The 14160-nt window shown below is 67.4% G+C and carries 12 protein-coding genes; 5 read left to right on the top strand and 7 right to left on the bottom strand.

Annotation, left to right across the window (positions count from 1 at the left end; genetic code table 11):
- Positions 1-108 precede the first annotated feature (108 nt).
- Positions 109-2877, top strand: coding sequence for a HEAT repeat domain-containing protein (locus QHF89_RS14815; RefSeq protein ID WP_136966854.1), 2769 nt, complete (start codon positions 109-111; stop codon positions 2875-2877).
- 71 nt (positions 2878-2948) lie between these two features.
- On the opposite strand, the gene QHF89_RS14810 is transcribed toward QHF89_RS14815, so the two are convergent.
- The 3 genes from QHF89_RS14810 to QHF89_RS14800 all read right to left on the bottom strand — a co-directional run bounded on the left by QHF89_RS14810 (position 2949) and on the right by QHF89_RS14800 (position 5582).
- On the bottom strand, positions 2949-4160 hold the full coding sequence (locus QHF89_RS14810) for a cytochrome P450 family protein (RefSeq protein WP_136966853.1): 1212 nt from the start codon (positions 4158-4160) through the stop codon (positions 2949-2951).
- 119 nt (positions 4161-4279) lie between these two features.
- Positions 4280-4843, bottom strand: coding sequence for a hypothetical protein (locus tag QHF89_RS14805; protein WP_136966852.1), 564 nt, complete (start codon positions 4841-4843; stop codon positions 4280-4282).
- 7 nt (positions 4844-4850) lie between these two features.
- Complete coding sequence (locus tag QHF89_RS14800; protein ID WP_284720493.1) at positions 4851-5582, bottom strand: hypothetical protein; 732 nt, start codon at positions 5580-5582, stop codon at positions 4851-4853.
- Positions 5583-5715: 133 nt separating this feature from the next.
- Between QHF89_RS14800 and QHF89_RS14795 the strand changes: the two genes are divergently transcribed.
- The 3 genes from QHF89_RS14795 to QHF89_RS14785 all read left to right on the top strand — a co-directional run bounded on the left by QHF89_RS14795 (position 5716) and on the right by QHF89_RS14785 (position 7596).
- Positions 5716-6519, top strand: a complete 804-nt coding sequence (locus tag QHF89_RS14795) for a hypothetical protein (protein WP_136966850.1) — start codon at positions 5716-5718, stop codon at positions 6517-6519.
- Between the two features lie 226 nt (positions 6520-6745).
- Positions 6746-7369 carry a hypothetical protein gene (locus QHF89_RS14790; RefSeq protein WP_136966849.1) on the top strand — a complete coding sequence of 208 codons (624 nt, stop codon included), beginning with the start codon at positions 6746-6748 and terminating at the stop codon, positions 7367-7369.
- Between the two features lie 11 nt (positions 7370-7380).
- Entirely contained in the window at positions 7381-7596 is a 216-nt protein-coding gene (locus QHF89_RS14785) for a hypothetical protein (RefSeq protein ID WP_136966848.1), read from the top strand.
- 58 nt (positions 7597-7654) lie between these two features.
- Here QHF89_RS14785 and QHF89_RS14780 read toward each other — a convergent pair whose 3' ends face one another.
- The 4 genes from QHF89_RS14780 to QHF89_RS14765 all read right to left on the bottom strand — a co-directional run bounded on the left by QHF89_RS14780 (position 7655) and on the right by QHF89_RS14765 (position 11632).
- Positions 7655-8050: a hypothetical protein gene (locus tag QHF89_RS14780; protein ID WP_136966847.1), complete on the bottom strand. Its 396-nt coding sequence runs from the start codon at positions 8048-8050 to the stop codon at positions 7655-7657.
- A gap of 158 nt (positions 8051-8208) precedes the next feature.
- Positions 8209-9435 (bottom strand): hypothetical protein, encoded by a 1227-nt coding sequence (locus QHF89_RS14775; protein ID WP_136966846.1) that lies wholly within the window; start codon positions 9433-9435, stop codon positions 8209-8211.
- Positions 9435-10664 carry a peptidase associated/transthyretin-like domain-containing protein gene (locus tag QHF89_RS14770; RefSeq protein ID WP_136966845.1) on the bottom strand — a complete coding sequence of 410 codons (1230 nt, stop codon included), beginning with the start codon at positions 10662-10664 and terminating at the stop codon, positions 9435-9437. Before QHF89_RS14770 ends, QHF89_RS14775 begins: the two co-directional genes overlap by 1 nt.
- 62 nt (positions 10665-10726) lie before the next feature.
- Positions 10727-11632, bottom strand: a complete 906-nt coding sequence (locus QHF89_RS14765; RefSeq protein ID WP_284720492.1) for an RNA polymerase sigma factor — start codon at positions 11630-11632, stop codon at positions 10727-10729.
- Positions 11633-12329: 697 nt separating this feature from the next.
- Between QHF89_RS14765 and QHF89_RS14760 the strand changes: the two genes are divergently transcribed.
- On the top strand, positions 12330-14159 hold the full coding sequence (locus tag QHF89_RS14760; protein ID WP_136966843.1) for a TIM-barrel domain-containing protein: 1830 nt from the start codon (positions 12330-12332) through the stop codon (positions 14157-14159).
- Position 14160: the final 1 nt, after the last annotated feature.

Below are 14160 nucleotides of genomic sequence, written 5' to 3'. Positions count from 1 at the left end.
AGCAAGTTCTTTGCGGCTGCGCCCGAAAGGCGTCCCCTGGTATGTTCGCTCCCCGCAAAGCGGCGCCGCCGCTCCGCCGGTCGCACGAGAGCGACGCGGGGAGGAACCATGCTCGATCGTCCGAATCCACAGCCCGAACCGTCTCCTCTTCCCAACGGACCAAAGCCTCCTCCCCAGGGCCTCGGGGGCACAGCGAAACCCATCAAGCGAAGGCTCCGAACGCCCGATCGGCTCGACCTCGCCAAGTGGCCGCCGGACGACGCCGATCTGCCCGGCGGCACGCCCGACGGCGGCGCCGTGCCCCCCGCGCCCACCGGCGGCGGCGGCGGCGGTGCCGACTTCGGCGACGGCGACTTCAAGAAGGGCCGCTTCAATCCCGTCACGATCATCGTGGCGCTGCTCATCGTCGCCGGCGGCGCAGCCGCGCTCTTCTTCGGCATCAAGCAGGGCCAGGAGAAGATGACGGTCGAGCAGGTCGTCAAGGAGAAGAAGAACATCTTCGTCCTGCCCGTGAAGGACCAGATCCCGCGCTGGCGCACGTGGGCCGCGAACCCGAACGAGTGGTCCCTGCAGCAAGAGGCGCTGATCCAGCTCGCCTACGCCGAGGATCCCGAGGGCGTGACGAACGCGATCAAGGCGCTCGATCAGCCCGATCACCGCGTGAAGGGCGTCTCCGCGCAGGTGCTCGCCTACTACGGATCGCCGAAGGGCGACGCCGGTAAGGCGGCGCTGCTCAAGGCGCTGCAGGAGGCCGACGACAGCGACAAGCCGCAGATCGTGTGGGCCCTCGTCATGCTGAAGGAGCCGCAGGTCTTCAAGGACGCGATGGACCAGTACAGGAAGGGCTTCCTGTCGAAGGTCGAGCGCCTCGGCGGCGGCACCGCGTTTGATCCGGAGCGGCTCGCGGCCCTCGTGCCGCTCGACGAGTTCGCCAAGCTCGCGAACGATCAGAGCCCGTCGGTGCGCCAGCTCGTGGCCACGCTGCTCTCGCGCGACGCGAACGCGAAGTGGACGCAGACGCTCATTCAGCTCGTGAAGGATCCCGACTCCGAGGTCGGCCGCGAGGCCGCCACGGGCCTCGGCAAGATCGGCGACGAGACCGCGCGCGCTCCTTTGCTCTCGGCGCTCAGCAGCTCCAGCAAGGAGAACCGGCAGAAGTTCCTGGAGGCGCTGCGCGACGGCATCGGCGGCGAGGGCCTCGTGCTCGCGCTCGCCAGCGTGAAGAAGGATCCGCCCGAGAGCGAGTGGTTCCAGACGAAGCAGCTCTTCGAGATGATGAAGGACATCGCCGATCCGCGCGTCGGCGACTCGCTCGTGAAGTGGCTCGACGGCTCGAAGCCCACGCTGCACTGGCAGGGCGAGGCCGGCACGCGGCTCGCCGAGGTCGGCGACGTCCGCGCGGCGAAGTACCTCGGCGAGCGCATGCGCGTCGAGCCCGCGAAGCTCTACGCGCAGGAGCGGTTCTGGGAGGCCGACGAGGGCGGCCATCTCTCGCGCACGGATCTGCCGCGCGTGGTCGCGACCCGCATGCTCGCGGATCTCGCGTTGATCCACCCCGACAAGAAGGACGAGCTCAAGGCTGCGGCCGAGGACGGCGTGATCTACTGGATCAAGGACCGCCCGCAGCCGCACGCGAACGGCCTGCGTTTCCTCGCCGCCGTGCAGAGCGAGAAGATCAAGAACGACCTGCGCGACTGGGCGTTCCCGAAGGATCCGCTGCCGAAGGAGGGCGCGCAGCCTCCCTTCCCCACGGCCTTCGAGACGGCGCAGAGCGCGCTCCGTTACGTCGGCCTGATGAAGGACGAGTCGGCGTTCCCGAAGCTGCTCGAGCAGTTCAAGCGCAAGCCCGACAAGAAGATGGACATCACGCAGGAGGCGCTGAACGGCGCGGGCCTGGCGATGCTCGGCATGGCGCTCCGCGCGGTGGGCTACGGCGCGGCGCAGGGCCTCGGGCAGTGGGGCGACAACCGCGCCTCGAAGCCGCTGATGGAGCTCATCGAGGACGAGTCGTGGCACGAGGAGGCGCGCGCGGCCGCCTGTGACGCGCTCGCTTGGTGCGCCGACGACAAGACGATGAGCGAGGTCGCGAAGAAGGCGAAGGAGTACGGGGCGAAGAAGGAGCCGCGCAAGCAGCTCATCGGCGCTTGTTACGCCTCGACGCTCTCGCTCAAGCCCGTGCCGACGATCGCGCCGGAGCTCGCGGACCTGCTCACGCCCGAGCTCGACATCGGCCTGCGCATGGCCTACGCCCGCGCGATCGGCATCGGCGGCTTCGATCAGGCGACGGAGGCGAAGCTCTTCGAGAAGCTGCAGAACCCGGAGATCCGTAACGCGGCGGCGCTCGCGTTGATCCTCGGCGGCTCGACGGACACGGCGGCCCGCACGGTCGCGATGTACGGCGACTTCGGCCCCGACGCGCTGAACGACCTCAAGGACCACTACTTCCGGGCGTTCGGCTACTGGTCGGACGAGGACTTCAAGCGCGGCAACATCTACCGCTGGGTGTCGAACGCCGAGGCGATCGCGCGCATCAAGGTGGCGGACGTGCCGCAGGAGTGGTCGCGTCAGCGCCTGCAGTCGCAGTTCGACAACCTCAAGTTCGACAACGGCCCGCACTCCGAGACGCGCGTCGTCCTGCGTTACCGCCTCTGGCAGGACGCGAAGACGGGCGACGCGGCGCGGAAGAAGGGCGCGATCCAGACGCTCAAGTTCATGAAGGAGCGCGGCGTCCTGATGGCGCTCCGTCAGGAGCAGGGCGAGACGGGCGAGATGGCGAAACGCGCCTTCTTCGAGATCATGAACCCGAAGGCGATCATCGCCGAGGACCTCTCGGCGTTGCAGCCGAAGGGCAAGGGCGACAAGGGCGACAAGCAGTAAAACGCGCCCGCGCGTGACCCCAAAACCCCCTCTCATCTGCGTGATGGGAGGGGGTTTCGTGTTTCTAGCGGCTAGAATGCGACGGGGAGCGCTTCGAGCCCACGCACGATGTACGTGGGGCGCCAGCGCAGGGTGTGCGGGGCCGCGGCGAGGCGGAGATCGGGCAGCGTGCGCAGGAGCGTGGCGAGCGCGATCTGGCCTTCGAGCCGCGCGAGCGGCGCGCCGAGGCAATAATGGATGCCCTGGCCGAAGGCGACGTGGCGGTTCGGGTCGCGCGTGAGGTCGAGTTGGTCCGGGTTCACGAACTGCGAGGCGTCGCGGTTCGCGGACGCGAGGACCACGAGCACGAGCGAGCCGCGGGGGAGCCTGACGCCGGCGAACTCGACGTCCTCGCGGGTATATCGCTCGGTCGCCATCTCGACGGGGCTCGTGAACCTGAGCAGCTCCTCGATGGCCGATTTGATCAGCGACGGATCCTGGCGAAGCCGATCGAGCTCGCCAGGGTGTTGCAAGAGCGCGAGCGTGCCGGACGCGATGAGGTTCACCGTGGTCTCGTGCCCGGCGACGGTCAAAAGGATGATCATCGCGAGCAGCTCGTTCTCGCTGAGGTGGCTGCCTTCCTCCTCCGCCTGCGCGAGGGCGCTCAGGAGATCGTCCCGGGGCCGCGCGCGTTTCTCGGCGATGAGCGCGCGGAGATATCGCAGCATGAAGTAAAAGTGCGGGAGCGCGAGCAGCATCTTCATGTTCGAGGTGGTCTCCATCAGCGCCTTCGAGAAGCGATGAAACCTCGGACGAGCCTCGGAGGGGATGCCGAGCAGCTCGGCGATCACGGTGAGCGGCAGCGGGAGCGCGTAATCACGCACGAGGTCCATGCGGCCGCGCGCCGCGACCTTCGCGAGGAGATCGTCGGCGATTCGCTGCACGCGTTCGCGCATGTCCTCGACCATGCGCGGGGTGAACACCTGGTGGACGAGGTTCCGCAGGCGACGGTGATCGGGCTCGTCGACGTCGAGCATGTTGCGCTCGAGGGGCTTCACGAAGTCGGGGACCCACGGCTGCTTTGCCTGCTGATCCGGGGTGAGGACGGCGCTGCGGTCCTTGGCGAAGCGCGGGTCCTTGAGGACGGCCACGACGTCGTCGTATCGGGTGACGAGAAAGGCCGTGCGCCCGTCCTCGAGCTTCGTGGGAAAGACGGGCGCCTCGGCCCGGAGGCGGGCGTAGAATGGGAATGGATTCGCCTTGAATCCGGGGGCGAGGATGTCGACCGACGCGGGGGGAGGCATCGTTCCCGAGCATACCATACACGCAGGAACAAGGCCGTGGGTGCCGAAGCGAGTGACAGGGGCGGACGGGCCGCATTTCGGGCTCGCCGCTCAGGAGGGGCGGATGCGCAGAGGGGCGCTCACGGGGTTTGATCTTCCTCGTCGATCCGACGCGTCCTCTTCCCCGGGATTTGCTCGCCCCTTCGTTGGGCCAGGAGAACGTCACGGAGCTTCCGCAGAGGTTCGAGGTGGTATTCGTGAAAATCCGTGTCGCTCTGCGTCGCCCTCGCTTCTTCGAGCCCTCGCTCGAGCTCGGCGATGAGCGGCAAGAGCACGGCGAGCCCCTCCTCGGGGTTCTCGTCGTAGCGACAGCACTCCGCAAAGAACCACGTCATCCTGCATTCGATATCAATGTCCGTGAAACCGAGGAGAACGCGTGCGTTCCAAGCGTCCCGACAGGTCTGGAAGGGGGGGTGCTTTGATTCTGTCAGCCTGATGATATCTTCGGCGATGCGGCGCCTTGTTTCGAGCACGCCGAACTCACTGTCGCCCATGCGCGCCACGAACTCCGCCTCGAGCCGACAGTAATCGTCAACGGCCTCGGCGAAGCTACGAGTTCGCTTCAAAGATTTAACCAAGAGAGCGCCGCTCACTTTTGCAAAATCCTGGAAAATATATTCAATTCTTTCGTCTTCTGTCGTCATGCTCTTCCTACCGCGGCCATCCGGGCAACCAATACTCGCAGGATCCCTTGCCGCGCGTCAGCGGAATAAATTTGGGCCACTCTTTCTCCCCTCGACACCTGTCGAAGCACATCTTGCATCTCGTTTCTCCAATGACGCTACCCGGTCTGTCCGCCAGGCGCTTGTTCAGGCAAGCGTTCAGATGCTCTTGACACGGGTCGTCGTCATCGTCCTCCTGCCGATACTTCGTCGCAATATCCGACTTGCCAAGCTCCACCGACGCGGCGATCACGATGACGATGGGGGCTGCTTCGATGATGAGGTCGGCGAGCACGACCGCCACAGCCACGAGCACCCCGGGGTTGCCGACGAGCGCACGCTCGGCCGCCGTCTGCTCGTTCGCAGGCGCGGGCGACGCGGACAGGCGTAGCTTGCGCAGGCGGAGCAGATCCTCCGGCACGGTCATGCCTCGCAGCGCGATCCGCATGCACCCCGCGAGATCCGCGTGGGGCACGCCCTTCGACGCCACATCGACCCCACGGCCCTCTTCGTCGACCTTCACCGCGACGTCGAACACGTAGTACCCCCGCGGAAGGTCGCCACCGAACTCATCCACGCACTCTCGCAGGCGCTCTGCGGTCGCGTCCGGCACGCGCGGGCCCTCGCTCGCCGCCGGGTACGTGATCTTGGCCCCGCAGCCGAGCGGCACGAGCGCCAACGTCGCGCAACCGAGAAGCCCGAGGGACAGGAAGGTACGCACACGCGGGCCCGTCATTGCCAGAATGCGACCAGGAACACCGGCCTCTGTCAACGCATGCCGTGTCTGCCCCCACAGTGCATCCACACCCTTCTCCTCTTGCGCGTGCCTCTCCTCCTGTGGTCCCATACCGCGCATGAGCAGCCCCTCATTCGATCCCATCCAGGGTAAGCAAGCCTTCGACGCGCTTCTCCCTCGCTACAAGGCCATGCCGGCTGAATTCCTCTCCGTCGTCAATGCCGACGCGGGCCTCGTCGCGGTCGCGGCGCTCGGATTGTCCGCGCGGGCGAGCGAGCCAAAGCTCCTCTCGCGCTACAAGACCCTCCCCGCGAGCGAATTCGACGCGAGCCTCGTCGAGCTGCTCCCCACGGCCGCCTGGGCGTGCTGGTATGCCGCGACCGAGGATCAAAAGGCGCGCGCCCTCTCCACGGAGGCGAAGCTCCCGGTCGAGCTCGTGCAAAAGGCCCTGGCCATCGAAGCCCGCATGCAGGCCTGTTGCGAGTACCATTTGAATGATCACCCCGAGGTCGGCCCCTACCTCGCCATGCTGCGCGGGGGCACGGGCCACCGCGACCTCGCCGCGGATCTGCTCGGTTATGCCAGCGTGTATCGCGACCATTACGGCGCGCTCTCCGCCGATACGAAGCACTTCCGTTCGACCGACGCCGACGACGCCGTAAAGGCCGCGGAGGAGATCCTCGCCACGCTGGGCGCGCGGCTCGGCCCGGAGGCGCGCGCGGCTGCCGATCACCTCGCTCGCGCATTCACGCTCTTGCTCGATACCTACGAGGAAGTCGCCGCCACCGGCCGGTGGCTCCTGCGCCACGAGCCCGCACCGGAGAAGACCTTCCCCTCGCTCTTCAGCGTCGTTCGCACCCGCGCAGGCGGCCGAGGCAAGAAGAAGCCCGAGCCCGCCCCGGCAGGAGCCACCGGAGGCTGAAAAACCCCTCCCGGAGGGCGCGGACAGGCGCGCCAGGGCTCGGAAACCCCCCTCCCGGGGTCGTCGACAGGCGCCGGAGAGCTCCGAAACCCCCCGCCCGAGGCCGTCGACGCGCCTCTTCTCCGCTTCCACCCAGCGCGTACGGTCCGATACGCTGCTTCCCCAGCGAGGGGGTGAGCTCATGGGGAAGGGGCGGCTTGCCGGCGCGACGTTGTTCGCTACGTGCATGGCAGCGTGTTGGGTGCCGATGGGATGCGGGGCGAGCGACGAGTACGCCGCCGTGCGCGCGCCCCCGACCGAGGGTTCGCTCCCGGCGAGCACCGTCCGCGCACTTCAAGCGTGCGCGGAGAAGCACGCAGGGCGGCTCGGGCGCCATGCGTACGAGATCGACTTTCAGGTCGAGCTGACCGACAACCAGGTCTCCAAAGTGAGGCCCAAAGGTCCGCGGCTCGACGACGCCGGCCTCGAACAGTGCATGATGGCTGCGCTGCGGACGATCGCGGACGCGGGCTACACGCCAAACCCCGACGCGCTGATCTCGCGCGGCGGCCTCTTGCCTGCACGAGGCCTCCTGGCGAACGTGTCGGTGATCTCCCAGTTGATCCGACTCGCCCCGCTCGTCGTCTCGGCGTCCGGCGTGACGATCGTCGTGGGCGTCGCGGTCCTGGTCGTGGCCGCGGCCGTTTCCTATAAGGATGCCGCCGACGAGGAAGCCGAGAAGGAGCGGTGCAAGAAGGTCAAGCAGGGCTGTATCGAATCCTGTGCCGATACGATACTGGACCAAGGGATTCACGAACCGCACTTCACCCGCTGCCTACGAGCGTGCATGGAGAAGGCCAACTGCCTATAAAGGAGGAGACAATGGACCGAGACACGGCCGAAAAGCTGAACAAGATCACACTCGAAGCCTATTTCAAGCTCCACGACGCAGCCGCCCTCGTGCACGCGAGCTGCTCGGCCCCCGAAAGAAAAGAATACATCATGGGATTCGGGAGAGCGCTCGGGTATCTTTATACGGACGTTCTGAGTCCACTCTACACAGAGTATCCGGATCTCAAGCCCGACAACATCGCGTGACCGGGGAACGGGATCCCTCCGATCTCGGTAAGCTTATGCCGCGCAAGAGTCACCCTCCTCATGGCAGAAGTCGAATAGGGATCACGCCGCGCCCGAGCGCCCGCACTTCTCGCAGCGCGAGGCTGACCACCTCGGAGGCCACCCTGTGGATCTCCTCGATGAGCAGCGCTGTCAGCTCGTCGCCGGCCGGCGCTCCGTGGAAGACGCGTCGACGTTGGCGATTGCCCACCTTGTCCTCGGGGACATAGATACGATGATCGCTGCCGACGAGGTGAAGACCGACCCGCTTCTGCTCTGCGAGGTCTCCGAGGAATCGCTCCGATTCTCGACGGGTCAGCGCATACCAGGAACGCACAGCCTCTCCGTTCTCCCCCTCGCGAAGGTAAAAGCTGTTGACGTAGAGCCGACCATCGCTCCGGCGCGCATACGCCGTCGGCAATCTCGGCTCGGGCATGGCAATACGTCTCGTCATCATCACCTCTCGATCGACCCGACGCGCGAGAAGGGCAGCGCGACCATGGGTTCGTCCTCCCCCTATATTCGCAGGAGGAACCATTTCGTGAGGTGTGTCGGGTCGATTTTTCCCGGCGGGAGGGAGGGCCGGGCCCGCGGCTACTTGGGCGGCGGGGGCTCGTCGTCGAACGGCGACCGACAGCAGAAGGTCACGGCCTGCGCGGGGTCACGCTCGGCAGACCCGGTCGGATCGCCGCCCGTGGAGGCGCAGATGCCGGGACTGTACGCGAGGTCCGTGATGGCTTTGCCGCCGAGGGCACGGCCGACGGGGTACACGTTGACGCACTGTTCGCCGTAGCTGGAGAGGCCGACGTTATCCGCAGGCACCGCGCAGGCGCCATCGCTGTAGAGCCGCAACGTGCCCAAGCACGCGCTCCCCACCGGCGTCCCGCCGCACTCGCAGGCCGTGCAGCCACGCGTGTCGCTCGGCTGCTCGCCGTAGAGCTCGTACCGCGCGAACGTGTAGTTGCCAGGGCACATCTCGTGGTTGCCGTCAAGGGCGACGCACTGGAGCCACGGCAGCGGCGCGTTGTGCATGCAGCGGTACGTGGATGGGTAGAACGACGGGTCGCAGGGCTCGTCGATCTCCTTCGCCTCGCACGCGACGCCGGCGGTCTCCCAGTCCGTCGTCTTCGTGAACGCGGGCAGCGTCGAGCTGATCGGGCAAGCCTCGCTCGTCGGCCCGGGGAGCGGCGAGGCGTGGACGGACTGCGCGCACGGCTCGCCGCCGCACTGCGCGCCCGAAGGCAACGCGTTCGCGCTCGTGCACGCGCCGTCCCAGCCGTCGGGCCCGCCGAACGGGAGCGACGACGCGTCGTCCTCCGCGCACGTACCCGCGCGGACTTCGAGGTCCGCGGGCAGCCCGGTGCATGTGCCTTCCGACATGGCGCACGTGCAGGCCTCGCACGCCGCGGGCGGAGCGATGAGACCCGCGAAACGGCGGTACTTCTCGAAGAAGACGACGTCCTCGGGGAGGCCCGCGGCCTTGCGCGCCTCGTCGCAGTTCGTCGGCGCGAGGGCGCGAGGGCCGACCCAGAGGAGCATCGGCGTGCGAGGCCAGCTCCCCGCGAAGTCGTCGCTCGGCTCGGGGAGGCAACGGCCGGAGCAGTAGGATTGCGGCGCTGGCGTGCCGGGATCGATGAGTTGATCGGCGTCGGTTCCGGCGTCGGCGGCGTCGGGGCCGGCGTCGGGGATGCACCACGGATCGGGGATGAGGGGGTCGGGAGCGCACTCACCCACGCCCACGTAGGGCGAACTCGAGCAACCGCCCGTCCCGATGCCCAGACCCACCATCAAGAAGAAGGAGAAACGCGCTCGTCGCAACATCAGAAATCCCATCCTGTAAGGAGCTGAGACGTGATCATCACCGGCGGCTGATCGATCAAAACCGTTTGACCAACCATGAGTTTCGTGCCGCGGGCGAGCCCGATGGCCTCGGCTGCCGCCTGCAAGGAAAAGGAGGAGCCGAGGCTGAGCCTTGCACCGATCCGGCCTCCAACACCGGGCTGCATGAAGGAGAGCGAGCGCTCCTTGTAGCCGGTCCCTTCGAACTCGATGTTGATCACGCCGATGTGCCCGACCAGGCAACCGTAGAACCAGCGGTAGTGTCCACACGCGTTGAGCAGTCCGCCTGCCGTCATCGCGTTGATCTGCCCGTCTTGCACGCCCGACGTCAGCCACGCGGCGCGTCCTTCCACGCCGATCGACACGTGCTCGTTGGTCCTCAAACTACCCGCGAGCACGCCGCCCACGGCCGGGCTCCACGACGCGACACCAAACACGACGACGGGGCCCGCCCCGATCGTCCCTCGCAAGCCAGGCTTCTTCTCCTGCCCGGCCACACCGCCGACGATCGGCTCGCGCCGCGCAGACTCGTCCTCCCGCGGCTCCTCCACGGTGTAGGCCCGATCGACGTCTCGCCGACGCAAGAGCCGCTCCGGCGGCGGCAACGGCTTCGGAAGCTCGCGCAGCGTCAGCGTGATCGTCCTCTGCTCCCCCTTGCGTGCCGTGAAGATCACCACCGCAGGCTCGTACCCGTCGAGCGTCGCGCGGAGCTCATGCTCGCCCGGCGTGACGAACATGGAGAGCGCTGAAAACCCGCTCTTGTTTCGCGGCTCGCTGTCAAGCGTGAGCTTGGCGCCGACATGAGAGATCGTGACGTCGATCCACGCGACCTCGGCGCGCGCCGCGTCGTACGCCTTCAAGAACCCCTGTCGCTCGTCGGAGCTCGCGCTCGATGCGCGCTGGATCGCGTCGAGCAAGAGGTCGGCCGCATCGACGGGGCGACCAAGCTCGACGAGCAGCACCCCGAGCCGGCCCGCGATCAACGGGTCATGACGGACCGCGAGCGCCGCGGCGTAGGACCTCGCGGCCGCCGTCTTGCGGCCGGCTGCGCGCGCGTCGTCTCCATCGATGACGTGGGCCGCGAACGTCGCGTGGGTCGCTGCGTCCGCGAGAGCGTCCGGCGGAACGGGAGGCGCGGCGCGTGGCTCGTCGGCGGCCGCGGAGGATGCGATGCCGACAAGCGCGATGGCCACGACAACGAGGGAACGCATCCCGCGCCAGGGTACTCCGCCGGCGCGGCGTTGAGGAGGCCGAGCGGCCATGCGACGAACCCCTAACGACGCCGGAATTCGAGGTCCGTGACCTTGTCGAGGAAGGGCTTCTCCGTCGTCGCGGCTGCGGCGCCGCGTGCAGTCTCGACCGGCCCCGCGGGCTTCGGACGAGCCGCGGGCGGCTTTGCGCTCTCCTTTGCGGAGGAGGGCGCGTGCGCGGGGACATCAACAGGCGGCGCAGGCGCGATCTCGATCACGGCGGGAGCGCTCTCGGCCGTCGCCACATGGACCGCGGGCACGGAGAGCCCCGCCCGCGCGGTGTGCAACGACGGCGAAGGCCACGAGAGCGCCGCGATGATCCACACCACCAGGAACTCCCCGCCGCGCCAAAGGAAGGGGAAGAGCTTGTCCAGCGCCGCGGCGCCCTCCCGTCGCTCGTCCTCTTCGCTCGCAACGCAGAACGGAAACACGACGCGCAGCTCGTCACGGCTGATCCCGCTCTCCCTCTCGACATACGCGCGCGCGTCCTGGAGGCGCTTGCGGGAGGCTTCTTCGGTGATCTCGAGCAGCTCGGCCGCCTCCTGGTGTGACTTTTCATCGATGCAAACGAGGTAGAGCACGATGAACAGCGGCTCCGGCATCGCCTGGAGCACGAGCCCGACCTTTCGTCGCAGCTCATGCATCCGGGCGAGGCGCTCCGGGGAATCGAGCGGCGAGAGCACCGAAACGGCGCCGTCCTCCGTCGTGAGGCACGCGTCCCGATGCCGCGTCCGTTCCGCGCGCTTCGCGATGTTCGCGGCGATGCCGAGGACCCATGACTTCAGATCGCCTTCGTCCTCGCGATAATTCGGCACGCTCGCGATGGCCTCCGTCATCACGACCTGCACCTCGTCTTCGAGGCTGTCGTCGTCCTCGCGGCCCTTCCGGCGGCTGGCGAGGAAGCGCTCGACGTCGGGACGCAGGTCCACGACGCGAGCCAAGAGGTCAGAATGGCGGGAGGCAGAACCAGCGCTCATGACCTGTATTCACCGGAGGCGAGATTTCGTGACGTAAAAACTTCGCTCGATGTGACGATTTCGACGGACGGACGGTGAGTCCCTGGAAGGTGGGTCCATGAGAGCGAGTCACAGAAAAAAGCGTGGAGGAGAGGTCCCCGCGAGGTCCGGCTGGTTTTTTTTTCCCCGGTCCCGTCTCCCGGTGCTGCCGGGTGGGTGCTCGCGAGGCGTTTGCGCACGGAGCGCGGGGACATCCTCCACTGCGAATACCCTTGCCAAACCGAGGCGCCGCGTCAAGCGATAAATGCACAAAGTTACAGATTTCCAAACCGGTAGGTTTTCCCCGGGTCCCTGGGACGAACGCCGGGGGGGGTCCCTTGCGTCCGAGCGCTCCATCCACCACGCGCGAGCCGGTCGGGGCCTTGGGCACGACGGCGTACGCGTCGCCCGCCCCGCATCCCATCGGCACCATGGACACCGCCATGCACGTAGCGAGCAACGTCGCCCCGGCAAGCCGCCCCTTCCCCATGTGCTCACCTCCTGGCTTGTGGAGGGCATCCGGCGGTCGAGGTGGGGCGGAAGAGGGGAACCGCATACGCTCCTGTGGATGCCGAACGTCCCCTTCGAGACGAGCGTGACAGGGGCGGACGAGCCGCGATAGGTTCGCAGAATGAGAATGCTTTCGCTCCCGCTCCGTGTTCTGCCTTTGTCGCTCCTCGCGCTCCTCGGGTGCCCGGAGGATGTGGCTCCACCGCCCCCGGATCCGGCCGACCCTTGCATCCGGCCCGCCGAGAATCTGCCCGAGCCCACGCCCCACACGCCGCGCTGGGCCTTCGAGCCCTGGATCTCGAAGGACATCTCGGACGGCCCGGACACGTATGCCTTCGTCGAGGGCTTCCGCGAGCGCGACATCCCCGTCGGCGCCGTGGTCCTCGATAGCCCGTGGGAGACCCATTACAACACGTTCATCCCCAATCCCACGCGGTACCCCGATTTCGGCAAGATGGTGGCGGACATGCACGCGGACGGCGTGCGCGTCGTCCTGTGGATCACGAACCTCGTGAACGCCGTCTCGTACGACCTCGAAGAGGGGGGCGACGGGTACGTGGGCGCCTCGCCGAACCTCGCAGAAGGTGAAACGTGCGGATATTTCGTCGAGGACTCGTCGCGATGGGCGTGGTGGAAAGGCACGGGCGCGGCGGTCGATTTCATGAACCCGTCGGCGCGGGCGTGGTGGCACGAGCAGCAGAATGCCGTGCTCGACATGGGCATCGACGGCTGGAAGATCGATTTCGGCGACAGCTACGTCCGCCTCGACACGGTCACGACGGCCGCGGGGCCCGTCCCGCACCAGGAATACTCGGAGGCCTATTACCAGGATTTCCTGGCCTACGGCGTTTCGCGGCGCGGGCCCGAGTTCGTCACGATGGTCCGCGCCTGGGACGAGTCGTACGATTTCAAGGGCCGGTTCTTCGCCCGCAAGGAGCACGCGCCCGTCGCGTGGATGGGCGACAACCGCCGCGATTGGGTGGGCCTCGAAGACGCGCTCGATCACACGTTCCGCTCGGCCGCCGCGGGGTACGTCGTCCTCGGGTCCGACATCGGCGGTTATCTCGATCGGGACGACAAGGACCTCCTCGGCGAGCAGATCCCGCTCGACCCCGTGAATTTCGCGCGCTGGACCGCGATCGGCGCGCTCTCGCCGTTCATGCAGCTCCACGGCCGCGCGAACATCACGCCCTGGACCGTGCCGCAAAATGGGACCGAGATCGCGGACATCTATCGATTCTGGTCGAAGCTCCACCACGAGCTCGTCCCCTTCTGGTACAGCCTCTCCGAGGAGGCGTATGCCGGGGCCGCGGTCCCCGTGCGGCCCGTGGGCGAAGAGGCGAGCTGGGCCGGGGATTATCGGTATGCGATCGGCGACGCCCTCTTCGTCGCGCCGCTGCTCGACGGCACGGGCAAGCGGGACGTCGTGCTCCCGGCGGGGGTGCGTTATTATGATTTCTGGTCGCCCTCGGCCGCGCCGATCGAAGGCGGGACGACGGTGCCCGTCGACTTCTCGACCGATCTGCAGAAGGTGCCGCTCTATTTCCGGTCCGGCGCGATCGTGCCGATGCACGTCGCCGACGACGTCACCGGGCTCGGCAATGCCGCCTCCGCGGGCAAGCTGACGCTGCTCGTGTTCCCGGACGCGACGTCGACGAGCTTCTCCCTGCACGACACCGATGACGTGGTCACCGTCGTGAAGGCGTCCGCGACCGCGAATGCGTCGTCCGTGTCGATTTCACGGACGCTCGTGGAGACGCTCCTCCGCGTCCGCGTGGAAGGGGAGCCGGGGAGTGTCACGGTCGCCGGCAGCGCGGCGACGAAACACGCCACGCGGGCCGCGTTCGATGCGGCCCCCTCGGGCTATTATTACGAGGCGGAGACGCGCTCGGCGTGGGTCAAGGTCCCGGCGGGCGCCGGGGAGAGCGCGATCGAGCTGAAAAACCCCTGAC

It is taken from the genome of Polyangium sorediatum (assembly GCF_029946465.1).
GTDB classification, from domain to species: Bacteria; Myxococcota_A; Polyangia; order Polyangiales; family Polyangiaceae; genus Polyangium; species Polyangium fumosum.
Note: the sequence above shows the minus strand (reverse complement) of the source record. Positions and strands in the feature narration are given on the sequence as shown.